This is a genomic window from Ruegeria sp. BB6 (assembly GCF_056539385.1).
Window position 1 is genome coordinate 188490 of the sequence record NZ_JBQFUW010000001.1, and the last position, 21782, is coordinate 210271.

The 21782-nt window shown below is 58.5% G+C and carries 24 protein-coding genes; 9 read left to right on the top strand and 15 right to left on the bottom strand.

The features are described 5' to 3' along the window. Positions 1 to 565 precede the first annotated feature (565 nt). From purF to ACR0B7_RS00885, 3 genes are all read left to right on the top strand, one after another. On the top strand, positions 566 to 2089 hold the full coding sequence (gene purF / locus ACR0B7_RS00875) for an amidophosphoribosyltransferase (protein WP_170551584.1): 1524 nt from the start codon (positions 566 to 568) through the stop codon (positions 2087 to 2089). Between the two features lie 268 nt (positions 2090 to 2357). After that, on the top strand, positions 2358 to 2606 hold the full coding sequence (locus tag ACR0B7_RS00880; RefSeq protein ID WP_170382986.1) for a hypothetical protein: 249 nt from the start codon (positions 2358 to 2360) through the stop codon (positions 2604 to 2606). A 42-nt stretch (positions 2607 to 2648) separates the two neighbouring features. Then, the gene (locus tag ACR0B7_RS00885) at positions 2649 to 3293 is read left to right on the top strand and encodes an SDR family NAD(P)-dependent oxidoreductase (RefSeq protein ID WP_170481625.1); all 645 of its coding nucleotides are present in this window, start codon (positions 2649 to 2651) and stop codon (positions 3291 to 3293) included. 63 nt (positions 3294 to 3356) lie between these two features. Here ACR0B7_RS00885 and ACR0B7_RS00890 read toward each other — a convergent pair whose 3' ends face one another. The 4 genes from ACR0B7_RS00890 to ACR0B7_RS00905 all read right to left on the bottom strand — a co-directional run bounded on the left by ACR0B7_RS00890 (position 3357) and on the right by ACR0B7_RS00905 (position 5870). Then, the gene (locus tag ACR0B7_RS00890; protein WP_170481622.1) at positions 3357 to 4199 is read right to left on the bottom strand and encodes an ATP-binding protein; all 843 of its coding nucleotides are present in this window, start codon (positions 4197 to 4199) and stop codon (positions 3357 to 3359) included. Between the two features lie 118 nt (positions 4200 to 4317). Further along, the gene (gene tatC / locus ACR0B7_RS00895) at positions 4318 to 5193 is read right to left on the bottom strand and encodes a twin-arginine translocase subunit TatC (protein WP_170481619.1); all 876 of its coding nucleotides are present in this window, start codon (positions 5191 to 5193) and stop codon (positions 4318 to 4320) included. After that, positions 5190 to 5648 carry a Sec-independent protein translocase protein TatB gene (gene tatB, locus ACR0B7_RS00900; RefSeq protein ID WP_170382977.1) on the bottom strand — a complete coding sequence of 153 codons (459 nt, stop codon included), beginning with the start codon at positions 5646 to 5648 and terminating at the stop codon, positions 5190 to 5192. The genes tatC and tatB overlap by 4 nt, the downstream gene beginning before the upstream one ends. Before the next feature lie 6 nt (positions 5649 to 5654). Further along, positions 5655 to 5870, bottom strand: a complete 216-nt coding sequence (locus ACR0B7_RS00905; protein ID WP_039531114.1) for a twin-arginine translocase TatA/TatE family subunit — start codon at positions 5868 to 5870, stop codon at positions 5655 to 5657. A 219-nt stretch (positions 5871 to 6089) separates the two neighbouring features. Here ACR0B7_RS00905 and ACR0B7_RS00910 point away from each other — a divergent pair, with 219 nt between their 5' ends. Together ACR0B7_RS00910 and ACR0B7_RS00915 are read left to right on the top strand one after the other, a co-directional pair. Then, complete coding sequence (locus ACR0B7_RS00910) at positions 6090 to 6395, top strand: hypothetical protein (protein ID WP_170481616.1); 306 nt, start codon at positions 6090 to 6092, stop codon at positions 6393 to 6395. A 21-nt stretch (positions 6396 to 6416) separates the two neighbouring features. Further along, complete coding sequence (locus tag ACR0B7_RS00915) at positions 6417 to 7088, top strand: helix-turn-helix transcriptional regulator (RefSeq protein ID WP_170481613.1); 672 nt, start codon at positions 6417 to 6419, stop codon at positions 7086 to 7088. 60 nt (positions 7089 to 7148) lie between these two features. Here ACR0B7_RS00915 and ACR0B7_RS00920 read toward each other — a convergent pair whose 3' ends face one another. The 8 genes from ACR0B7_RS00920 to ACR0B7_RS00955 form a co-directional block, all read right to left on the bottom strand. Further along, positions 7149 to 8315, bottom strand: coding sequence for a peptidoglycan DD-metalloendopeptidase family protein (locus ACR0B7_RS00920; protein WP_170567019.1), 1167 nt, complete (start codon positions 8313 to 8315; stop codon positions 7149 to 7151). Positions 8316 to 8378: 63 nt separating this feature from the next. After that, on the bottom strand, positions 8379 to 9029 hold the full coding sequence (locus ACR0B7_RS00925; protein ID WP_170382969.1) for a protein-L-isoaspartate(D-aspartate) O-methyltransferase: 651 nt from the start codon (positions 9027 to 9029) through the stop codon (positions 8379 to 8381). After that, positions 9026 to 9808 carry a 5'/3'-nucleotidase SurE gene (gene surE / locus ACR0B7_RS00930; protein ID WP_170481606.1) on the bottom strand — a complete coding sequence of 261 codons (783 nt, stop codon included), beginning with the start codon at positions 9806 to 9808 and terminating at the stop codon, positions 9026 to 9028. The genes ACR0B7_RS00925 and surE overlap by 4 nt, the downstream gene beginning before the upstream one ends. 121 nt (positions 9809 to 9929) lie before the next feature. Beyond that, a complete protein-coding gene (locus ACR0B7_RS00935) occupies positions 9930 to 11015 on the bottom strand; it encodes an ABC transporter ATP-binding protein (protein WP_480680747.1) in 1086 nt (361 codons plus the stop codon). 80 nt (positions 11016 to 11095) lie between these two features. After that, complete coding sequence (locus ACR0B7_RS00940; protein ID WP_170481603.1) at positions 11096 to 12142, bottom strand: methyltransferase domain-containing protein; 1047 nt, start codon at positions 12140 to 12142, stop codon at positions 11096 to 11098. Positions 12143 to 12243: 101 nt separating this feature from the next. Next, positions 12244 to 13356, bottom strand: a complete 1113-nt coding sequence (locus ACR0B7_RS00945) for a hypothetical protein (protein ID WP_170481600.1) — start codon at positions 13354 to 13356, stop codon at positions 12244 to 12246. A 2-nt stretch (positions 13357 to 13358) separates the two neighbouring features. Beyond that, positions 13359 to 14138, bottom strand: a complete 780-nt coding sequence (locus ACR0B7_RS00950) for an SDR family oxidoreductase (protein ID WP_170481597.1) — start codon at positions 14136 to 14138, stop codon at positions 13359 to 13361. A 73-nt stretch (positions 14139 to 14211) separates the two neighbouring features. Further along, positions 14212 to 14574, bottom strand: coding sequence for a nuclear transport factor 2 family protein (locus tag ACR0B7_RS00955; protein ID WP_170382957.1), 363 nt, complete (start codon positions 14572 to 14574; stop codon positions 14212 to 14214). Between the two features lie 109 nt (positions 14575 to 14683). Here ACR0B7_RS00955 and ACR0B7_RS00960 point away from each other — a divergent pair, with 109 nt between their 5' ends. The 3 genes from ACR0B7_RS00960 (at position 14684) to ACR0B7_RS00970 (ending at position 18790) form a co-directional block, all read left to right on the top strand. Next, entirely contained in the window at positions 14684 to 16288 is a 1605-nt protein-coding gene (locus tag ACR0B7_RS00960; RefSeq protein ID WP_170481594.1) for a peptide chain release factor 3, read from the top strand. 18 nt (positions 16289 to 16306) lie between these two features. Continuing rightward, complete coding sequence (locus tag ACR0B7_RS00965) at positions 16307 to 17248, top strand: glycosyltransferase family 2 protein (RefSeq protein WP_170576614.1); 942 nt, start codon at positions 16307 to 16309, stop codon at positions 17246 to 17248. 183 nt (positions 17249 to 17431) lie between these two features. Beyond that, positions 17432 to 18790, top strand: coding sequence for a DEAD/DEAH box helicase (locus ACR0B7_RS00970; RefSeq protein WP_170481590.1), 1359 nt, complete (start codon positions 17432 to 17434; stop codon positions 18788 to 18790). Here ACR0B7_RS00970 and ACR0B7_RS00975 read toward each other — a convergent pair. The 3 genes from ACR0B7_RS00975 to ACR0B7_RS00985 are packed head-to-tail and all read right to left on the bottom strand — an operon-like array spanning position 18787 to position 20791. Next, complete coding sequence (locus ACR0B7_RS00975) at positions 18787 to 19689, bottom strand: DMT family transporter (RefSeq protein WP_170413551.1); 903 nt, start codon at positions 19687 to 19689, stop codon at positions 18787 to 18789. The two genes, ACR0B7_RS00970 and ACR0B7_RS00975, sit on opposite strands and share 4 nt — an antisense overlap. Positions 19690 to 19710: 21 nt before the next feature. Then, the gene (locus tag ACR0B7_RS00980; RefSeq protein ID WP_170481588.1) at positions 19711 to 20595 is read right to left on the bottom strand and encodes a fatty acid desaturase; all 885 of its coding nucleotides are present in this window, start codon (positions 20593 to 20595) and stop codon (positions 19711 to 19713) included. Continuing rightward, the gene (locus ACR0B7_RS00985) at positions 20588 to 20791 is read right to left on the bottom strand and encodes a DUF2061 domain-containing protein (RefSeq protein ID WP_170481586.1); all 204 of its coding nucleotides are present in this window, start codon (positions 20789 to 20791) and stop codon (positions 20588 to 20590) included. Before ACR0B7_RS00985 ends, ACR0B7_RS00980 begins: the two co-directional genes overlap by 8 nt. 107 nt (positions 20792 to 20898) lie before the next feature. On the opposite strand from ACR0B7_RS00985, the gene ACR0B7_RS00990 reads away from it, so the two are divergent. Further along, positions 20899 to 21759: a helix-turn-helix domain-containing protein gene (locus ACR0B7_RS00990; protein ID WP_170481584.1), complete on the top strand. Its 861-nt coding sequence runs from the start codon at positions 20899 to 20901 to the stop codon at positions 21757 to 21759. Positions 21760 to 21782 lie beyond the last annotated feature (23 nt).

Genomic DNA, 21782 nt, shown 5'->3' on the forward strand with positions numbered 1-21782 from the left:
CCTTCACCCGCGCACACGGTGCAGCGGATGCTTTTTAGACCGAAGCAGCCGTCGCAGCGGCTCAGAATTGGTTTCCCGAAAACATCGCGACTTTTAACGATCTCACCGGCCCCGTTGCAGATCTGACAAGGCGCGCGCCCCATGCCGCGACAGCGGTGACACCGGCGCCTAGCCGGTTCCTCCTTCTTTTGCCCTTGTTTGTGCTGCCACATGCCTGAAACTCTCTAAAAAATTTGCATTATCAAACAATCATTTTTATCGAATTGACAGCACAAGCCGCACCAGATGACACCTTTTCACGCGCATTGTGGCAAAATCCACCTGCGTCAAATCGCAAGTGTGATCCTTTGATGACACCGGCAGCGATAGGCATTATGTGAGTGCCGAACTGACATGGAATCGGAGCCACCGATCTTGCTGTATCTGTCTTTTTTCGCGCCTGCCCGTTACAACGATGGCGCGTACGACTCGTCGCCCGGACGAGCCGCCCGGCGCACAGATGCTAACATGCGAATGTTCCAACCCTCGTCGCAAATCAAAACGTCATAGAAATTGGAGCCCTTACATGTGTGGGATTTTGGGGATCGCAAGCAGAACGCATGATGTGTTTGCGGAAATCTATGACGGGCTGCTGATGTTGCAGCACCGGGGTCAGGACGCCTCGGGGATCGTCACATATACCGGAGAATTCTTTCGCGAGAAAAAGGCCAACGGTCTGGTCAAGGATGTGTTCAATTCCAAGGACGCCGAAACGCTGATGGGGAAAGTTGGCATTGGCCACGTCCGCTATCCGACAGCCGGGTCACTCAGCGCGGCGGAAGCACAGCCGTTCTTTGTGAACGCGCCCTACGGGATCTATTTGGTTCACAACGGCAATATCACCAACACCGCGCAACAGCGCGAGAAGGTCACGGGTAAATACAGCCGCCACCTGCGTACCACGTCGGATTCGGAAATCCTTTTGAACGTGATGGCCGACAAGGTTGCTGACGCGATCAAGGTCAACGGCAACGCCGATCCGATCCGCAACATCTTTGCCGGCGTGAAGATGACGATGGAGCGTGTGCAGGGTGCTTATTCCGTCATTTGCCTGATCGCAGGCGTCGGGATGTTGGCGTTTCGGGACCCTCATGGCATCCGCCCTCTGTCTGTCGCGATCCGCGAAACCGAAGGTGACGGCGACGACTACGCCTTTGCCTCGGAAGACGTGGCCTTTGGCATCAACGGGTTCAACAAGATGCGTGACCTTCGCCCGGGCGAAGCGATCCTGATCGATCTTGATGGCAACATGCACGAATTCCAGGCCGTCGAAGGCAAGCTGACGCCCTGTATCTTTGAATACGTGTACCTTGCGCGTCCGGATTCGCTGCTGGACGGCGTATCTGTCTACAAGACACAGATGCGCATGGGGCAAACTCTAGCCAAACAGATTCAGGATTCTGGGCTTGAGATCGACCGGATCATCCCGGTCCCTGACAGCGCCCGCCCTGTCGCGCTTGAGGCTGCCAAGATCACCGGCATCCCGTATCGCGAAGGTTTGGTGAAGAACCGGTATGTCGGTCGTACCTTCATCATGCCCGGTCAGGAAGAGCGCCAAAAATCCGTGCGCCGCAAGCTGAACGCCGTGCCGCTGGAATTCGATGGGCATAATGTACTGCTGATCGACGACTCGATCGTTCGCGGCAATACGATCAAGAAGATCGTCCAGATGTGCCGTGAGGCCGGTGCGAAAAAGGTCTATATCGCCAGCGCATCGCCTCCGGTGAAGTACCCCAACGTCTATGGGATCGACATGCCCACCAAGCATGAATTGATCGCCAACGGAAAAGAGATCGAGGAAATTCGGCAAGAGCTGGGTGCAGACGCCCTGTTCTACCAACATCTCGACGACCTGATCTGGGCGGCCAAGGAAGGCAACCCCGAGATCGAAGCATTCGACTGTTCATGCTTTGACGGGAAATATATCACTGGCAGCGTCAGCAAAGACTATTTGGACACGCTGGAAAACAGCACTCGGGTCAGCAAAAAGCGTGAGGACATGCAGGTGCCCGGAGGGTCGTGGAACGCGGCAAAGCTGGCCTCTGGTTAAGACCCACATCGCGAATCAGTTTCGAAAATGGCCCGAATTGCTTAGGCGAACGGGCCTTTTTTTATGTTCGTCCGCTGACGGATTGGTCGATTTCCGCGCACAACCCTCTGGCGAAGGAAACGCGTTCGCAATGGGTTCGCCGGGCTGTCATATCATGTGACGGAACGGCCCGCCGACCACACCTTTTGTTCCGGTCGCGCGTTTGATAGCCCCCTGCCACCAGCTACTCAACACAAGGGGCTAGGGCCGTGCGCCCCGGTCGCAGTTCATGTCAAACGCCACCGTCACAAGCGCTGCCACGCAGAAGGGCGCGTTGAAGAAAAACTCTGTTTCCCTGCTTGGGGTCTTTGGCCCGAAAACCGATATGCGGGCGCTGGTGCGTTTGTCTTCGGGTCGCGTGAAAGAAGTCAAACTGGGCAGCCGTGTCTCCTCAGGCACTGTAGTCGCGATCGATGCTGAAGGTGTCATGCTGCGACAAAGCGGCCAAACCAAGCGGATCGCGATACCCGGCAGCTAATCCTGTCTTGACGCCTTGCGCGCAGAGGTTCAAACCGCGTGCATGACCGATCAGACCAAAATAGCTCTAGTCACCGGGGCGTCTCGTGGGTTAGGCGCGGCCCTTGCCGAGGCACTGGCGCCTGAACACCACATCGTTGCCGTCGCCCGCACCACCGGCGGGCTTGAAGAACTGGACGACCGCATTCAGGCCAAAGGCGGATCAGCGACACTGGCCCCTATGGATATTGCCGATCCCAACGCGATGGCGACCCTGTGCAGGGGCATCCATGACCGCTGGGGCAAGGTAGATTTGTGGATACATACCGCTGTCCACACCTCGGCCCTGACGCCCGTTCACTTTGTGGATCCCAAAGAGTGGACAAAGGCCGCAAGCATCAACGCAACGGCGACGTCCATTCTGATCCCATACGTGGCGCCTTTGCTGGGTGAAACTGGACATGCCGTGTTTTTCGATGATCCAAAGGCAGGTCAGAAATTCTATGGCATTTACGGTGCGACCAAAGCGGCCCAGATCGCGTTGGCGCGCAGTTGGGCCGCAGAGACCGAGCGGACCGGACCGCGTGTGTCAATCGTTGAACCCGCACCTATGCCGACTGCCGTTCGCGCCAGATTCCATCCCGGAGAAGATCGCGATGCGCTGACGTCCACGGCAGATGAAGCAGCGCGGATTTTGGCACTGTTGTAAGGGAATGGCCCTTGCGGGCCATGCCTCCGGCGGGGATATTTTTAGCCAGATGAAGCGGGCGGATTACCCGATATGGGTTCCGTTTCGCCCCGCCAAATCGACAAAGAACTGCCACGCCACCCGGCCCGAGCGCGCACCGCGCGTGGCCTGCCATTCGATTGCCTCGGCACGCAGCGTTTCGGGGTCTACGGTCACACTGTAAGCGGCACAGTACTGGTTGATCATTGCCAGGTACTCGTCCTGATCGCAGGGGTGAAAACCCAGCCACAGCCCAAACCGATCTGAGAGCGAGACCTTTTCCTCGACCGCTTCGGACGGGTTGATGGCGCTGGATCGTTCGTTTTCGATCATGTCCCGCGGCATCAGGTGGCGGCGGTTCGAGGTGGCGTAGAAGACGACGTTTTCCGGGCGGCCTTCTATACCACCATCAAGCACCGCCTTGAGCGATTTGTAGTGCTGGTCATCGTGGCTGAACGACAGGTCGTCGCAGAAAAGGATGAACCGGTGCGGGGCGGCCCGCAGGTGGTTCAGCAGGCGCGCGACCGAGCCCATATCCTCGCGCTGGAGTTCCACCAGTTTCAGGTTGGGGTGGTCGGATTGCAGGGTGCCGTGGACGGCCTTGACGAGGCTGGATTTCCCCATCCCCCGCGCGCCCCAAAGAAGTGCGTTGTTGGCTTTGAAACCCGCTGCAAAGCGCCGGGTGTTGTCCAGCAGTGTATCGCGGGACCGGTTGATCCCAACCAGCAGCTCCAGATCGACACGGTTGACCTTGGTCACAGCCTCAAGCCGGTCGGGTTCCACGTGCCAGACAAAGGCCGGGGCCGCGCTGAAATCCGGCGCGGCCAAGGGTGCAGGGGCCATCCGCTCCAGAGCGTCAGCGATGCGGTTCAGGGCTTGGTCGTCCATGGGGGCCTCCGGTCTTGTCGTCGCGGTTTCAAACCATGTTCCGGCTTGCGCAACAAGGTCCAGAAAAGAAAAAGGCGCGCCAACCGGAAGCGCGCCTTATTTTTAGTTCAAAGAGCGGTTATTTTCCGTCTTCTTCGTGAATGATCTCGGCATCCGCCTCTTCTTCGTCATCGTAGTAGCCATCGGCACGCAGTTGCTCTTCGCGCTTTTTCTCGACGCGGGCGACGAGGAAGATCGAAATCTCATAGAGTCCGTAGACCACCACAAACAAGATGACCTGCGTGATCACGTCCGGCGGTGTCACCAGCGCCGCCAGCACCAGAATGGCGACCACGGCGTATTTGCGGACCGAGCCCAGACCTTCGGCCGTCACCAACCCGGCCTTGCCCATCAGCGTCAGCAGAACCGGAAGTTGAAAGCACAGGCCAAAGGCCACGATGAACTTGATCGTCAGGTTCAGATATTCCTGCGCCGATCCTTGGAACACCACGCTCAGCGGGGCGGCGGTTGCGCCTTCGGTCACGGCCTCACCTTCGGCTCCGAACTGCTGGAAGCCCAGGAAGAAGTCATAGGCCAGCGGAGTCACCACGTAGAAGGCAAAGCTGGCGCCCAGAAGGAACATGAAGGGCGAGGCCAGCATGAACGGCAGAAACGCGTTCTTTTCCGATTTATACAGCCCCGGGGCCACAAACCGCCACATCTGCATCCCGATATAGGGAAAGGCCAGAATGAACCCGCCCAGAAGCGAGACCTTGATGGCCACAAAGAACCCTTCCTGCGGCGAGATGAAGATCAGCCCGCAATCCTGCCCGCGTTCAGCCAGAACGTCACATAACGGGCGCGTCAGGAAGTTAAAAAGAGGCGTGGCCACCGTAAAGCAGATGATCATCCCGATCAGAAACGCCACGACGCAGTGAATGAGCCGCGTGCGCAACTCCGCCAGATGCTCGATCAATGGGGCCGAGCTGTCCTCGATCTCGTCGGTCTTGGTCATGTCTTGCTTTCGGTGTTCAGCGCGGCTTCGGCTTCTTCCGCCTTGGCCAGAGCTTCGGCTGCTTCCCTAGCCTTACGTTCGGCCGCAGCACGCGCAGTCGAGGCCTGGATCTTCTTCGCCTGTTCCGCCCGTTCAGCCGCCAGTTTGCCGGTCTCACTGTCAGGGTCGAACTTGGTCGGATCCATGCTCTTGGCCATTTCCTGCGCGGCTTCTTTCACGCCGTCCATGGCCGTGCCAACCGGATTGGTCGCCGCGTTCAGCCCCTTCTTGATTTCATTGACACCGGCCTGATCCGCAGCCTCGTTCATCGCACTGCTGAATTCACGCGCCATACCACGCGCTTTGCCGACCCAGCGGCCAACGTTGCGGAACAGCACAGGCAGGTCCTTTGGCCCCACAACGATCAGGGCCACGATGCCAATGACCAGAAGCTCGGTCCAGCCCAGATCAAACATCTGGTCTTATGCCTTGTCTTTGTCAGTCTCGGGCGTGACGTCCTTGGCCAGCTCGGACGCGTCCTGCTCCAACTCATCCGCGCCTTCCTTGACGCCCTTTTTGAACGAGGTGATGCCCTTGCCCACCTCACCCATGAGCGAGCTGATCTTGCCGCGGCCAAACAGCACCAGCACCACTACAGCAATCAGTAGAAGACCGGGAAGACCGATATTGTTGAGCATGTCATATCTCCTTGTACATCGACGCACTGCGTCGGGAATGTGATCTGAGTTCGTGTCTACGCCCGGATCCCGGCTCGCAAAAGTGAGACCTTGCTATTTGGCCGCCAAAATTGACCGCCATACGCGATTTTTTGAGACTCGCAATTCTCAACTGACAGGTTTATGTCAGTTGATACTGGCTAGGTACAGACCATCGAAACTTGGTCAACGGAGACTCAAATGACCCATGTTGCAGAAATCGTCACCTTCAGCCTCGCCAATGGCACCACTCCGGCAGAGTTTGTAAAACTCAGCCAGGCCTCCGAAGGCTTTGTCCGGTCTGCGCCCGGCTTCACCCACCGCCACCTGAGCCAGGGCGAGGATGGTCGCTGGACCGACTACGTAGTCTGGACGGATATGAAGGCGGCCAAAGACGCCGCCGCGCAATTCCCGCAACAGGATTTCTGCGCGGATCTGATGGCTGCGATCAACCCGGAAAGCATCCAGATGCGCCATGAGAACGTGCTATGGAACATGACCGCCTGATCGCGGGCGGACCGGCGTGTCATGCGCCGCACTGACCGCCTGTTCGACATCATCCAGATCCTGCGCGACGGCAAACTGCACCGCGCGCAGGACATCGCGGATCGGCTCGAGGTGTCGGTCCGCACGATCTATCGCGACATGGATACGCTGGTCGCCTCGGGCGTTCCGGTCGAAGGTGAACGCGGCGTGGGCTACATGGTGCGCGAACAGATCACCCTGCCCCCGTTGAACTTGACCCCAGCCGAGCTGGAGGCGCTGAACCTCGGCATGGCGATCGTGGCCGAAGCCGCCGACCCGGATCTGAAAGCCGCCGCCGAAACGCTGGCCGACAAGATCGACGCAGTGCTGCCGACACAGGTCGTAGCCGAGGCCGACACCTGGAAATTCGCCGTCTATCCCTTTGCCGATGCCGCGCGCGGGCTGGCGCATATGGCACCGATCCGGTCCGCTATTAAGTCACGCCAAAAACTACACCTGTCCTACCGCCGCATCGACGGTGTGCTGACAGACCGCACCATCCGCCCGCTCCATATGGAATATTGGGGCCGCGTCTGGACCCTGACGGCATGGTGCGAACTACGAGAGGGCTTCCGCGTCTTCCGCGTAGACCTGATCGAATCTGTCCACCCACTGCCAGAAATCTTCGCCGACGAACCCGGAAAAAGGCTCAGCGACTTCGATCCACACGCGTGATCCGCGCTTCATCTGGCCAAAAATATCCCCGCCGGAGGCATGGTCCGGAACGGACCATCCCTATTGCTTCAAGTAAGGTTCAGGATCGACGGCTTCAAACCCTTTACGAACCTCGAAATGGACATAGGCATTGTCGCCGCCTCGCAAGGACGCGATTTTCTCACCCCGGCGAACGCGATCACCTTTTTTCACCGTGATTTTTTCGACATTGGCATAAACGGTCAGCAGATCGTTCTTGTGCTTTACAACGATGATCGGCACCTGATCCGCGTCGGCTGTAATGGCCGCCACCGTTCCAGCCTCGGCCGCCTTCACGGACGCACCCGGCGCTGCGGCAATATCAATCCCTTCGTTCTTACCTTTCTTGTAAGCGCGAATAATCGTTCCGGTGACAGGCATTCCCAATACGGAATTGCTTTGGTTCGTCGGTGCCTCGGCTGTGACATCAGGTGCGGGCTCAGCAGGGGCGATAACTTCATCCGGCAACGGCTGAGTGGCACTCGGCGGCGTCGGAGTCGGTGACCCCTGCCCCGGCTGCGTGACATTGGTTGCAGGCTGGCTTGTCTGTTGCGGCGCAGGCTGGCTTTTGATCGGGATCAGCAAGAACTGCCCCTCGCGCACGGTAAAGTCCGAATCCAAACCGTTCCAGTCGGCAAGAGCGTCCACCGGCACGTCATAAAGCCGTGAGATCGTAAAGGCTGTTTCGCCCCGTTTGACCTTATGCCGGATCGGTTCCGGACCCGCAGGCGTTGGGGCCGGAGCAGGAGCCGCCGCAGGTTGTGCAGGTTCCAGAGTTGAGGTCCGAACAGACCCGTCCGTCGGCGCGTCGTCAATCGCGGTTCCGGCAATCGTGGCTATGTCCACTGTGCTCGCCGCCCCAACTGCTCGCGGCAGAGCGACGACTTCGCCATCACGCAGAGTGTCAGTCGGTTTGAGGCCGTTGAATGTGGCAAGCTCGCCCTCAGGCAGGCCGACCCGAGCGGCCACGTCCCTCACCGTGTCACCACGGCGCGCTATAGCGACTTGATAGGTCGGGTACGTGATAACGCCCCGCGTGTCTGGCGCCGGTCGGTTCGTGGTCGCGGATTGCGCGGCGTCGGTGGTCGAAAATCCACCGACCTGCCCGCGCAGATCATAATCCAGCGGGCCTTCACACCCGGCCAGAATTGCCAGGGCCGCGACCCCTGGTGCGCAGCGGCGTATCGCTGATTTGGAAACTGCTCTCATTTTACTGTCCTCAACACCTGCCCCTGTTGGCCGGGGTTCCGGTGCATATTGCAGAATATTCCTTTACGCCCCTTCTTTTCCCAGCCCCTCTAACAGGGGTACGAAACGAACGGGCAACAATTCGTCATAGTCCAGACCGGTCTCGGTTCGCCGCACGCGGATCAACGTCTGAACCGCATCCGACTGCCCCACCGGCAAAACCATGATACCGCCGATTTTGAGCTGCGCCAAGAGCGGCCCCGGTGGGTCTTCGGCGGCGGCCGTCACAATAATACGATCAAACGGTGCCTGCTCGGGCAGGCCAAAAGATCCATCAGACAGCATGGCCGTCACATTGGTCAGTCCGAGGTCCCGGAAAAGCTGACCCGTTTCCCTCACCAGACGCTTATGTCGCTCGACAGTATAGACCCGGCGCGCCAGTTTCGACAGGATCGCCGCTTGGTAACCAGAGCCGGTCCCAATCTCCAGAACCGTGTCCCGTGGTCGAACCTCTAGCGCTTGCGTCATCAGCCCAACGACCGAAGGCTGGCTGATTGTCTGGCCACAGGCAATCGGCAGCGGCGTGTCCTCATAGGCGCGTTCGGCGAAAAGACCCTTGACGAATTGCCCCCGGTCGATCTGCTCCATCGCGGCGAGAACGCGCGCATCAGTCACCCCGCGCGAACGCAGGGCAAACAGGAACTGCATGGTGGTTTCCGCGCTTGGTCCGGTCATTCGATTACCTTCAGCGCCTCCACCGCGTCATGTGCCGTCAGGTCCGCCCGCATCGGCGTCACCGAAATATACCCGGCCAAGTTCACCGCTGCATCCGTCCCCGGCGCGGTTGGGTTGTGCTGATAGCCTCCCTTGATCCACAAAAAGCGCCGCCCCGACGGAGAGCTATGCGGTTCGACCGAGAAATGAGTATCCCGACGGAACCCCTGTGGCGCAATCCGGGTGCCCAGCACTTCGTCCGCAGGAACCGGCGGGAAGTTCACGTTATAGAACAGTCGATAGTCGCCCTGCTCTGCTGGCGACACATCCAGAATTTTGCGCACAAGATCAGCCCCATACCGGGTTGCCGTTTCAAAGGGATCGTCCAGCCCAAGGTTGCGCGGGCCAAAATACTGGGACAACGCGATGGCGGGGATACCCTGCAACGCCGCCTCCATCGCGCCACCGACCGTTCCGGAATAAAGCGTGTTTTCAGCCGAGTTATTCCCACGGTTCACCCCTGACAAAACCAGATCGGGCGGTGCATCCTTCATCACATCATGCAGACCAGCAAGCACGCAATCAGCCGGAGAGCCCTCGGCTGCAAATCGACGTTCACCCAGCTTGGCCACCATCATCGGGTGCGTGTAGCTTATGCAATGACCAACGCCTGATTGTTCAAAAGCGGGCGCAACAACCCAGACCTCACCTTCTGGACCGGCAAGCTCGGCGGCAATCGCCTCCAGAGCGATCAGCCCCGGAGCATTAATTCCGTCATCGTTGGTCAGAAGAATACGCATATGCCCCATCCGTCCCTGCGTTTTTCCCTTGATAGACCTGCCCCCGCGCGGCGGCAAGCGAACCGCGCCCCCATTCTGAGGCTTTCGCGCACCACTTGTGTCAAAACTGCAAAGTCAGGTTCTATTTTGGAAAAACAAAACAGCGGTCACGACGAACCGTCAACCACATGACCCGCCCCGGATTTGGCACAAAAACATTGGGCACCGTCGCCTTGAGGATCGACCCGTCATGATCCATCCGAAATTCGACCAAACTCTCGTTGCCAAGAAACCGTGCACGCTCGACCACACCTCGGGCCGCAACGCCGTCAGTCGCCGTTGGAAGTGGACCTTTGCCGTTGCGGTCAAAATCCAGCCGCAGGTGTTGAGGCCGGAATACGATCTCGACATTCGTGCCATCCGGTACGCCCGGAGCAAGAAACTGGCCAAACGGAGTGTCGGCCAACGCTCCATTAACTTGCGCGTTCAACACATTGATATCACTAAAAAAAGCGACCGCGGCCTTGTCAGCAGGGCGGGTATAGACGTTGTACGGCGCACCTTGCTGCACAATCTTGCCTCTGCGCATCAGCGCGATTTCGTCAGCCATGCGCATCGCTTCTTCCGGTTCATGCGTAACCAGAACGACGGCCGCGTCCTCCTCTTTGAGGATCGCAAGCGTCTCGTCGCGGATACCGTCACGAAGACGGTTGTCGAGGCCCGAAAAAGGCTCGTCCATCAGCATGATCCGAGGGCGCGGCGCCAAGGCCCGCGCAAGCGCTACCCGCTGCTGCTCGCCGCCCGACAGGTGATGCGGATAGCTATCCATGAATCGCATCAGATCAACTTTGCGCAGAAGCTCTTCCACCCGCGTGCGTTTTTCGTCTCTGTGACCCTTCAACCCAAAAGCCACATTGTCCGCCACGCTTAGATGTGGGAACAAAGCAAAATCTTGGAACATAAGCCCGATCTCGCGACGTTCCGGGGGAACCCGAAAAACGGTATCGCAAATCAGCTTTCCATCGACGTAAATCTCGCCGGATTCTTGCATCTCGACCCCGGCAATCATGCGCAGCGTCGTCGACTTGCCGCATCCCGATGGCCCCAACAGGCAAGTCACCTGCCCCGCTTGCACGGTCAAAGACACGTCATCCACAACAACCCGCCCTTCATACCGCGCGATCAGGTTGCGGATTTCCAGCCGTGGAGGAGTTGCGTCTACTGTCACTGATGGACCCCGTTGCCTTTCCCGATCAAAACCATCGGGCTTGGGCCGGGATAGCAACCCCGCCTCTCAGGTGCAAGAGATCAGCAGCACCCGCCTGACGGCGCTTCTGCGGTGGCTTCAAATGGGCTTTCACCGCCACACCCTTCAAAAATGCCGTAATGGGTCGAGAAATCGCCGATGAAGTCAAAATGTCGGGCAAATCGCGTGTTTTTCAACATCATCCACGTATTGCCGCACACCGGAAAGACCTTGCCGGTTTCAATTGCATGGTGGTCGTCCAGTTCAAACAGATGCGGAGCATGAGGGATGGTGCCCTTGTAGATCACCGCCTGGCCGTAATCTTCGCAAGCGGGCTCCAGCTCTGACAGTTTGAACAAACGATACGTTGCCGAAAGGAACTTCAACGGCGCAACGCGCGCCTCCAACACCGGGTTTTCAATGGTCAGCGGTCGGTGGGTTACGCGACGCGGATCACCAAAGCCAGCCTTGCGCGAAATCGACAGGAAATCATTCCAATACAGCGCCCCGGACAGGCATTCGCCGTAAAGAACGTCATCCTCGGCCATGGCTTGCGGCACGCGCCGGTCGGCGTAGACGTCCGAGAAATACATCTCGCCGCCTTCTTTCAGCAGACGGTGCGCCCCGCGCAAAACCGCCTCTTTATCTGTGGCCAGATTGATCACGCAGTTCGAGACAATGATGTCGAACGAGCCGGGCTCAAGGTCCAGTTCGTCCAGCTTTTCGATATATCCATGATGGAATTCAACATTCGACGCGCCATGACCAAAGGCCTGTGCGTGAAAGTCCTGATGCGCGCGGGCGACGTCCAGTTGCTCGGGCGTCATGTCCACGCCAACCACGCGGCCTTTTTCGCCGACCATCGCGGACAGGGCGTACACGTCGCGCCCGGCCCCGCAGCCCAGATCGAGGATGCTCATCCCCTCAAGATCAAGCGGCGCTATCAACCCGCATCCATAGTAACGGGTCAGCACATCGTCATGAATTTGCGAGAGAATCCTCTTTACGTGATCCGGCATGTCATCCGGCGTGCAACATGCGTTGGTCTGCAGGTCCGAACTGCCTTGCAAGACTTCGCCATAGTAGTTCTGCACCGACTCATGCTTCATCCCGAAGTTCCCTCTGTTTCGCGTCAAACATCAGCTAGTTCAGAGCGGTCTTAGGTGCAATCCAAGCCTCCAGCATCTAACAGAACTGTGAGTTGCCCACCTTAGTCCAACAGATCGAAATCAACGCCCGCGCGCACCCGGCCATTTACCTGAATCTCTAACCGGTGCGCACCGGGAACCAGCTTGAAGGTTGTCGCATCGGCCTTGAGCTTGTGCTTCTTGGCCAGCCTCAACATTCCGTCGCGCAAAGTCGATTGCTTGAGCTTGTGCACCTTGGCTGAGGTCTTTCCCCCAGGGCGTTGAAAGTGAACGATATAATCCACCAGAACCGGCTGATCACCATCGCCATTCAGCACCACATCAAACTCCAGCGCCCCACCGATCCTCGCCTCACCGAGGACAGCGACACTTGCCGAAATCTCAGCCTCGGGATCGAAGCCCAGAACCTTCATGGCCTCTGGGTGGCCCGATTTAACCAGCCCGCGCAGAGTGTGCGTTGTCATCCAGCGCAATTCCTCGGCATCCTGCTGCGCGTCCCGTGACCAGCTTTGCAAACGGCCCAGAACCAGCTCTGGGTTCTTTTTTGTAATATCATTCAGATGGTTGGCGACCGAACGTGTCACATAGCGGGTCTTGTCCGCATGCAGCCGGTCAAGAAATGGCAGCGGATCAGTCAGGTCCAGCCCAACCGCTTGCCCCCAAGGAAGCCTGGGCCGTGTGCCTTCGCTGACCAGTCTGCGCACGTGATAGCTGTCGTGATCGCACCAAACCTCCATGCGCGCCATCACCATGTCGGGGTGGTGGTTCAGGAATGGGCGAATGGCCCATTCCATTGAAAACCTCTGCGTCAGCTCTTCGATCACGTCCAGCGCTAGATCGGGATGATCCAACCCAACGTTCACAACCCAATCGCCCAACGGGGCAAAGATAAAATCCCCAAAGTCGTCATCCGTCTTGGTCGGGTCCAACGGGGGCGGCAAAGCCTCCAACAACGTCGGCGCGATGTCCGGCAGATCACCGGGAACGGCCTGTTGCAGGCACGCGGCGATCCACGCCATACGTTCTTTCAACTCAAGATCAGGCAGGCGGGACATGACGTTTCTCTCAAACGCCTGCCCATCAAAAGACGGGCTGGCGGCCGCAAACAACCCTGCCAGATAGCGGGTTTTATCCGCGTTAAAAAGCTGATCTTTAAGAGAAAAGTTCTGCGCCATTGCTACATCGTCAGGTTGGTTGCTCCGCCATCCATCAAGATGTTCTGCCCGACAATGAAACCGGCGTGCTGCGAACACAGAAATGCGCAGGTCGCGCCGAATTCTTCGCGCGAGCCGTAGCGTCGTGCCGGGATCGTGGCGGCACGCTCGGCGCGTGCCTCGTCGATTGAAATACCCTTTTGGGCCGACACGCCACCATCCAGCGCATTCGCACGATCCGTCGCATGAATGCCCGGCAACAGGTTGTTGATCGTCACCCCATGCGGAGCCACTTGGCGCGAGGTTCCGGCCACATAGCCCGTCAGCCCGGTCCGTGCCGCATTGGACAGGCCCAGCACCGCGATCGGCGCGCGCACGGATTGCGAGGTAATGTTGACCACGCGCCCCCAGCCTTTGTCCATCATTCCCGGTAGCAAGGCTTTCATGAACGCAATCGGTGTCAGCATGTTGGCGTCCAGCGCTTTGATGAAATCCTCACGCTCCCAATCCGACCACATGCCCGGAGGAGGGCCGCCCGCGTTTGTCACAAGTATATCAACACCCTGCGCGGCACTGATGACCTTTTCTTGACCGTCCGATGAGGTGACATCACACGCCACCGTCTGAACGTTCACGCCATGGTCTGAGCGCAACCGCGCGGCTTCAAACTCTAACGCCTCGGCCCCGCGCGCGTTCATCACCAGATCGACGCCCGCTGCGGCCAAGGCCTCGGCACAGCCCAGACCCAAGCCTTTGCTGCTGGCACAAACCAGCGCACGTTTTCCTTTGATTCCCAGATCCATATGATCCTCCCCATCTGTTGTTGCCCGCATGTCTAGCACCGGCCAGACGGGGAAGACCAGATTTCAGGGTGCGTTAGTAAAAGAACTCTTCGCGAACGATCTTGCCATTCGCCACGTGATAGACACCGACCTCTTGCATATCAAAGGTTTCACCGGTCTCTTTCACCTTGCCCTGCACCGCAAAGATCACGGCAAATCGATCATCGCCGTGCGGGAACGGATCACTGACCGAGGCACCCGAAACTTCGTGTGCGCCTTCCCACCACTCCTGCTTGCCACGGATCGCGTCCCGACCCTGTGTTTCGCGGCCCATATTCATAAAATCCTGCCCCTCGACCGAAACGGCATCCTCGGCATAGAGTTTTTCCAAATTCTCTTTGGCGCGACCCTCGCGGCAGCCTGCGACGAGCTCGTCTGCGATTTCCTTCAAATTCATTGATCCACTCCACTATTTGTTCACTATATGTTCTTATTGCCACAAGCACACGATTCTAACCACCCCCTTTGTCTTGCTTCGGCGGGATTCCCCGCCTATACGCGCGAATATGCTTGATACCTCGAACCAACCCTCCCTGCCGCCCGAGATCGCTCGTCGCCGGACATTCGCTATCATCTCGCACCCGGATGCGGGCAAGACGACGCTGACGGAAAAGTTCCTGCTGTATGGTGGCGCGATCCAGATGGCCGGTCAGGTCCGCGCCAAGGGTGAGGCGCGGCGCACGCGCTCGGACTTCATGCAGATGGAGAAGGATCGGGGCATCTCGGTCTCAGCCTCGGCCATGTCGTTTGACTATGGGAACTTCCGGTTCAATCTGGTGGACACGCCCGGTCACAGCGATTTCTCGGAGGACACCTATCGCACGCTGACCGCCGTAGACGCCGCCGTGATGGTGATCGACGGCGCGAAGGGGGTGGAAAGCCAGACGCAGAAACTGTTCGAGGTTTGCCGCCTGCGCGATCTGCCCATCCTGACCTTCTGTAACAAGATGGACCGCGAAAGCCGCGATACGTTCGAGATCATCGACGAAATTCAGGAAATGCTCGCCATCGACGTCACGCCCGCCGCGTGGCCGATCGGTGTGGGGCGCGACTTCATCGGCTGCTATGACATGCTGCGTGACCGGCTGGAGCTGATGGACCGTGCCGACCGCAACAAAGTGGCCGAGAGCATCCAGATCGACGGGCTGGACGATCCCAAGCTGGCGGAACACGTGCCCGAACATCTGCTTGAGAAGCTGCTGGAAGAGGTCGAGATGGCGCGCGAGTTGCTGCCCGCGCTGGACCCGCAAGCCGTCCTGGAAGGCCACATGACCCCGATCTGGTTCGGCTCGGCCATCAACTCGTTCGGCGTCAAGGAACTGATGGAAGGCATCGGTGCCTACGGCCCGCAACCGCAGGTACAATCGGCTGAACCACGTCAGATCGCGCCGGATGAAAAGAAGGTGGCCGGGTTTGTCTTCAAAGTGCAGGCCAACATGGACCCCAAGCACCGCGACCGGGTGGCGTTTGTCCGCATGGCCTCGGGCCATTTCAAGCGTGGCATGAAACTGACCCATGTGCGGTCGAAAAAGCCGATGGCGATCTCGAATCCCGTTCTGTTTCTGGCGTCTGACCGCGAACTGGCGGACGAGGCTTGGGCGGGCGACATCATCGGCATCCCCAACCACGGTCAGTTGCGCATCGGAGACACCCTGACCGAGGGTGAAGCGCTGCGCGTGACCGGTATCCCTTCGTTCGCCCCGGAACTGCTGCAATCAGTTCGCGCGGCTGATCCGATGAAGGCCAAGCATCTGGAAAAAGCGCTGATGCAGTTTGCCGAAGAAGGCGCGGCCAAGGTGTTCAAGCCCTCAATCGGCTCGGGCTTTATCGTTGGCGTTGTCGGTGCCCTCCAGTTTGAAGTGCTCGCCAGCCGGATCGAGATGGAATACGGCCTGCCCGTGCGGTTTGAGGCGTCTCAGTTCACCTCGGCCCGCTGGGTCAGTGGCATCAAGGCCGAGGTTGAGAAATTCGTCAACGCCAACAAGCAGCACATCGCCCATGATCATGACGGCGACATCGTCTATCTGACACGCCTGCAATGGGACATTGACCGGGTCGTGCGCGACTATCCCGAACTGAACCTGACGGCCACGAAAGAGATGATGACGTGATCGACCCAAAGGTCTTGCATGACGAGTGATGCCCCGAGCTGGGGCATCGTCTCAACGGTCCGCGGCTTGTCCTCGGACATACTAAAGTTCGCGGCGTATCATCTGGACCTCGGCGTCGACCGCATCTACCTCTATTTGGATGAACCCAACCCGCGCGCCTTCAAAGCCCTGAACCGTCATCCAAAAATCGAGGTTCGCAACTGCGACGCCGGGTTCTGGGCCCATCGTAAACGCGAACGCCCGGACAAGCACCAAACCCGGCAGACGGCAAACGCCACCTTTACCTACCGCAAGGCGCAAGAGGATTGGCTGGCGCATATAGATGTCGATGAGTTCCTCTGGTCCGAAAATTCGATCTCCAGCCAACTCAGCGTGGTCCCGGACCAACTGCTTGGTGTCCGCGTCCGCCCGATCGAAGCGATGGCCGGGGGTATCGACCAGTACAAAGCCCATATTCCCGCTGGGCCCGAGCGCGAGAACATCGTCCAAACGCTCTATCCCAATTACGGCGCATTCGTTCTGGGCGGTTTCCTGAGCCACGTGCAGGGAAAGCTGTTCGTGCGAACCGGGCGGCCTAAAGTCAGCCTTCGTATTCACAACGTGTTTCAGCACGGAGAACTATCGCCCTGCAAAGAGGAGCTGCAGCACGTTGATCTTTGCCACAGGCACGCCCCGGACTGGGACCACTTTCTTGCGCACTACCAATTCCGGTTTGAACGCGGCTCTTACCAACCGGGCATGTCCCCCAACGTTCCGCGCGAACTTGGAGGCATGAACAAGAATGAACTGCTGGCGTGGATAGAGGCCGAAGGCGGACAGGACGCGCTGCGCACATTCTTTGACGAACTCAGCGGCGCGGACCCCTTGGTGCATGCAAGACTTGAACAGTACGGCCTTATTCGGCACCGACCGCTGCACCTCGATGAAAAGCTTGCGAAACACTTCCCCGGAAGCGTCTGAATTGTTGCAGGAAATCTCCAGCAGTTCGGCTCGCCGCTACGTTAATTCGTCTTCATTTGACCCCGATCAACGATTTTGTTATGTCCCCGCCAAGCCGAAATGCGCGCTGCTGCGTATGGTCATCCGGGCCCGGCACTCCTTTGACGTGCGGGCCAGGTCTAGTGTCCGCAAAAACGGACATACATGACAAAGTTTAACGAACTGAACCTGAACCCGAAGGTCCTCAAAGCCATTGAGGAAGCCGGATACGAAACCCCCACCCCGATCCAGGAAGGTGCGATTCCCCCTGCGCTTGAGGGTAAGGACGTTCTGGGCATCGCCCAGACAGGCACCGGCAAGACCGCAAGTTTTACCCTGCCGATGATCACCCTGTTGGCCCGTGGCCGTGCGCGTGCGCGGATGCCGCGTTCGCTGGTGCTGTGCCCGACACGGGAACTGGCAGCGCAGGTGGCGGAAAACTTCGACACCTACACCAAGCACCTGAAGCTGACCAAAGCGCTGTTGATCGGTGGCGTCAGCTTCAAAGAGCAAGAGGCACTGATCGACCGTGGCGTCGACGTTCTGATCGCCACGCCGGGTCGTCTGCTGGATCATTTTGAGCGCGGCAAGCTGCTGCTGACCGGCGTTCAGATCATGGTGGTGGATGAGGCCGACCGGATGCTGGACATGGGGTTCATCCCCGATATCGAGCGCATCTTCTCGCTGACGCCGTTCACCCGCCAGACTCTGTTCTTCTCGGCTACTATGGCGTCCGAGATTGAACGAATTACAGACACTTTCCTGTCGGCCCCTGCCCGGATCGAGGTTGCCCGCCAAGCAACGGCGTCAGAGACCATCGAACAGGGCGTCGTCATGTTCAAAGGCGGTCGCCGCGACCGTGAGGCCAGCAATAAACGCAAAGTCCTGCGCGCGTTGATCGACGCCGAGGGTGATAAATGCACCAACGCGATCATCTTCTGCAACCGCAAGACGGATGTGGATATCTGCGCGAAATCGCTGAAGAAATACGGCTATAACGCCGCCGCCATCCATGGCGATCTGGACCAGTCACAGCGCATGAAAACGCTGGATGGGTTCCGTGACGGGTCACTGCGCCTGTTGGTAGCCTCGGACGTGGCCGCGCGCGGGTTGGATATCCCGTCGGTCAGCCACGTGTTCAATTTCGACGTGCCCGGCCATGCCGAGGACTACGTGCACCGGATCGGCCGGACAGGTCGCGCCGGTCGTGAGGGCAAGGCGATCACCATCTGCTCGGGTCGCGATGAAAAGGCGCTGGATGCGATCGAAAAGCTGATCCAGAAGGAAATCCCCCGGATCGACAACCCGGTCAAGGACGAGCCGAAATCCGACGCGCCCAAGCGCGAAAAGAAGGCCAAGCCTTCGGATGAGGGTAAAAGCGACAGCAAAAAGAGCGACCGCAAAAGGGACAAAGAGCCCAAGGGCCGCAATCGTCGCGACGGCGGTGGCTCGGCTGTTGTGGGCATGGGCGATCATCTGCCCAGCTTTATCGCGCTCAGCTTTGATGAGCGTCGCGCCGGTTAAATCGACAGCACCAGCACCAGTATCGACGCGCCCAGCAATGTCATCCCGGCGATCTCACGCCGGGTGATGGTCTCGCGGAAGAACAGCAGCGAAGCGAAAAGGCTCAGGATCAGCTCGACCTGCCCCAGCGCTTTGACATATGCCGCGTTCTGCAATGTGAAGGCCAGAAACCAGCAGAATGACCCGCTCAGGCTGGTAAGGCCGACAAATACTCCGGTCTGGCGCGTGTCCCAGACGGCCCGTAACTCGGCCCGGTCCCGCCACAGCAACCAAAGACCCATGCTGAGAAACTGGAACGACACCACAACGGCCAGTGTCACCAGCGCCCGGAACCACGCGTCGATATCGCCCAACTCCAACGATGCCCCGCGGTAACTGACCGAGGAAAACGCGAACAGAACACCCGACCCCAACCCCAGCCGTGAGGCGCGATTGGTCAGGTGTTTCCACCACGCCCCGTCCCCGCCGGGGTTTTTCGACAGCAACAGAACCGCTGTCAGTCCCAGAATGATCGCCGCAAACGCCCCCGCCGACACCTGATCTCCAAGGACCAGAAACCCTACGATGGCGGTCTGGATAACTTCGGTTTTCTTAAAGGTGATCCCAACGGCAAAATTGCGCTGCTTGAACAAAGCGACCACACAGATCGTTGCCAAAATCTGACTTGTTCCGCCAATCACGGCAAACAGCCAGAACTTGGCGGTCAGCTGCGGCAGGCCGTGTCCGGTCAGCATCACGGCCACGACCAACCCAAGGACCGCCAAAGGCATCGAATAGGCAAACCGCGCAAATGTCGCGCCAGCCGCAGTCAGCTTCACGCTGCTCAGCGATTTTTGCAGCATAAAGCGAACGGTTTGAAAAGACGCGGCCGCAAGAGTGACAGGAATCCAAAGGCTCATGCCGACCCTTGTGGCCTTAAATCAATCCCGTGGCCAGAGAGGATGCGCAACCGGGTCCTTCGCGCGAACCAGGAACGCGCGGAAAATCTCGGCATATGAGAGATACACGTAGGATTCGTTCCTATCCAGATAGCGATCCTTTCCCTTGCGGTACAACGAAGGCAGTTTATACCACGGCGCGCTCGGGTTCATGTGATGGACCACGTGCAGGTTGTTGTTCAGGAACAGAAATGCCAGCGGCCCACGATCTTCGACGATGACGGTTCTGGCCCCTGCATCTTCGTGCGCCCTGTGTTCCAGAAAGGTTCGGATCTTCACCAGACCCAGCCCGATATAGGCAGACAGAATATAGGCCCAAATCGGCATGCCGGACAGCTCAACGACCCAGAGAACCACAGCGACCCCGACCAGATGCAGCCCCCACGCCCTCAGGACATTCCGGTCGCCCTGAAAGGCGGCGCGCATTTCCTGCCGCGTAAAGACATATTGCCCAATCGCCGGGCCCAGAACGATGCGCCCCAACAGAGTGTTGTTCGCGGACAGCAGCAGCCTTTGCCAGCCGTACAAACGGCCCCAGACTTTCGGATCGAGGTAATTCGATTCCGGGTCGTCATACGGATCGGTCAATGTCGCGTCCCGATGGTGGGCAAGGTGCAAGTCCCGGAAACGCTGATACGGAATGAACAGCGTCAACGGCAGAGCCATCAAAGCCTCATTCAACCAGTTTTGCCGGAATGGATGCCCGTGCAACGCTTCATGCGTTAGTGAGGAGTGCATGGCCGCGACAAGCCCCATCGCCGGGATTGCCACCCACACAGGCGTGTAGAAAATTACCCCCAGCCAAGCTGCGTAACATGCCAGAATCAACGCGAAGGTGATCCATTCAGGTCCCTTGCGCTCAGACATTGCGGCCCCATGCGATGCCCGCCCAAACACGTTCGTAAATCACATAAAGCGTCAAACCGATCGCCGTGTTCACAATCGCCAATGTCCCACCGATCGCAGCGGACCCTGTTGCCATCAGCCCAACAAGGGTCATCACGATCAGACCCATTGCATTCCACAGCACCGCCTTCACGACCGATCTTTGTCGTGTTTCCATTCCGTCACCCATATTCTTGTTATGTCTCAAGAATTACGGACAACGTGTCAGGTTGAAAATTCTGAATATGATTAACAAAATTCATCAGCTGTGATATTTTCAAACACATGCAGGATAAAGTCGACAAACGAGACCGCGCGGCGCAGTTCCGACAGCGTCTAGCCCGCGCGATGGAAGAAAGGCACATCAGTCAGAGCGCATTGGCGCGCGACATTGGTGTGGACCGCTCAACCGTGTCGCAGCTTTTGACCGACGATGGCGCGCGGCTACCTAACGCGCACGTGGTCGGCAGTTGCGCTTCGGCCTTGGGCGTGTCGGCAGATTGGCTGCTGAGCCTGTCTGACCGCCCTGAAAGCGCGGCAGAGTTACTGGCAAGCTCACTCACCATGACAGAAGCGCCACGCGCCCTCGTGGACGAGCGGATATTTGAATGGCACAAAGAGGCTGCGGGCTACAAAATCCGTTATGTTCCAGCGACTTTGCCTGACATGTTGAAGACCCGCGCGGTGCTTGAATGGGAGTATGCTCCGCATCTGGGCAGAACGGCAGATCAGGCAATCGGGGCTTCAAATGATCGCCTGACATGGATGCGAAGTGCGCAGTCCGACTATGAAATCGCGATGCCGCTGTATGAGATCGACAGCTTTGCGAACGCGACCGGCTATTACGAAGGCCTCACCCTACAAACCCGGCTAGAGCAAATCGACCAGTTGCTTGCCCTGTGCGAGCAGTTCTACCCGCGTATGCGGATTTACCTGTTTGACGCGAAACGATTGTATTCTGCGCCAGTGACGATCTTTGGGCCACTGATGTGTGTTTTTTACGCGGGCAGCCACTACATGGCCTTTCGGGATCGCGACCGGATCGAGACTTTTACCCGCCACTTTGATACTCTGGTCCGCGAGGCAGATGTGACTGCCAGGCAGTTTCCTACACATCTTCAACGGTTACGCGAAAAGATGCGCTAGGGTCTTTCCTGTGCTATCGTCGG

Excerpts from the sequence above, each read along its gene's own strand:
- ACR0B7_RS00960 (WP_170481594.1), top strand. The coding sequence starts at position 14,684 with ATGCTTGATACCTCGAACCAACCCTCCCTGCCGCCCGAGATCGCTCGT.
- ACR0B7_RS00980 (WP_170481588.1), bottom strand. The coding sequence starts at position 20,595 with ATGTCTGAGCGCAAGGGACCTGAATGGATCACCTTCGCGTTGATTCTG.
- ACR0B7_RS00945 (WP_170481600.1), bottom strand. The coding sequence starts at position 13,356 with ATGGCGCAGAACTTTTCTCTTAAAGATCAGCTTTTTAACGCGGATAAA.
- tatB (WP_170382977.1), bottom strand. The coding sequence starts at position 5,648 with ATGTTTGATCTGGGCTGGACCGAGCTTCTGGTCATTGGCATCGTGGCC.
- ACR0B7_RS00955 (WP_170382957.1), bottom strand. The coding sequence starts at position 14,574 with ATGAATTTGAAGGAAATCGCAGACGAGCTCGTCGCAGGCTGCCGCGAG.
- surE (WP_170481606.1), bottom strand. The coding sequence starts at position 9,808 with ATGCGTATTCTTCTGACCAACGATGACGGAATTAATGCTCCGGGGCTG.
- ACR0B7_RS00885 (WP_170481625.1), top strand. The coding sequence starts at position 2,649 with ATGACCGATCAGACCAAAATAGCTCTAGTCACCGGGGCGTCTCGTGGG.
- ACR0B7_RS00985 (WP_170481586.1), bottom strand. The coding sequence starts at position 20,791 with ATGGAAACACGACAAAGATCGGTCGTGAAGGCGGTGCTGTGGAATGCA.
- ACR0B7_RS00950 (WP_170481597.1), bottom strand. The coding sequence starts at position 14,138 with ATGGATCTGGGAATCAAAGGAAAACGTGCGCTGGTTTGTGCCAGCAGC.
- ACR0B7_RS00920 (WP_170567019.1), bottom strand. The coding sequence starts at position 8,315 with ATGAGAGCAGTTTCCAAATCAGCGATACGCCGCTGCGCACCAGGGGTC.
- ACR0B7_RS00925 (WP_170382969.1), bottom strand. The coding sequence starts at position 9,029 with ATGACCGGACCAAGCGCGGAAACCACCATGCAGTTCCTGTTTGCCCTG.
- ACR0B7_RS00990 (WP_170481584.1), top strand. The coding sequence starts at position 20,899 with ATGCAGGATAAAGTCGACAAACGAGACCGCGCGGCGCAGTTCCGACAG.
- purF (WP_170551584.1), top strand. The coding sequence starts at position 566 with ATGTGTGGGATTTTGGGGATCGCAAGCAGAACGCATGATGTGTTTGCG.
- ACR0B7_RS00890 (WP_170481622.1), bottom strand. The coding sequence starts at position 4,199 with ATGGACGACCAAGCCCTGAACCGCATCGCTGACGCTCTGGAGCGGATG.
- ACR0B7_RS00970 (WP_170481590.1), top strand. The coding sequence starts at position 17,432 with ATGACAAAGTTTAACGAACTGAACCTGAACCCGAAGGTCCTCAAAGCC.
- ACR0B7_RS00965 (WP_170576614.1), top strand. The coding sequence starts at position 16,307 with ATGACGAGTGATGCCCCGAGCTGGGGCATCGTCTCAACGGTCCGCGGC.
- ACR0B7_RS00940 (WP_170481603.1), bottom strand. The coding sequence starts at position 12,142 with ATGAAGCATGAGTCGGTGCAGAACTACTATGGCGAAGTCTTGCAAGGC.
- ACR0B7_RS00880 (WP_170382986.1), top strand. The coding sequence starts at position 2,358 with ATGTCAAACGCCACCGTCACAAGCGCTGCCACGCAGAAGGGCGCGTTG.
- ACR0B7_RS00910 (WP_170481616.1), top strand. The coding sequence starts at position 6,090 with ATGACCCATGTTGCAGAAATCGTCACCTTCAGCCTCGCCAATGGCACC.
- ACR0B7_RS00915 (WP_170481613.1), top strand. The coding sequence starts at position 6,417 with ATGCGCCGCACTGACCGCCTGTTCGACATCATCCAGATCCTGCGCGAC.
- ACR0B7_RS00905 (WP_039531114.1), bottom strand. The coding sequence starts at position 5,870 with ATGCTCAACAATATCGGTCTTCCCGGTCTTCTACTGATTGCTGTAGTG.
- ACR0B7_RS00975 (WP_170413551.1), bottom strand. The coding sequence starts at position 19,689 with ATGAGCCTTTGGATTCCTGTCACTCTTGCGGCCGCGTCTTTTCAAACC.
- tatC (WP_170481619.1), bottom strand. The coding sequence starts at position 5,193 with ATGACCAAGACCGACGAGATCGAGGACAGCTCGGCCCCATTGATCGAG.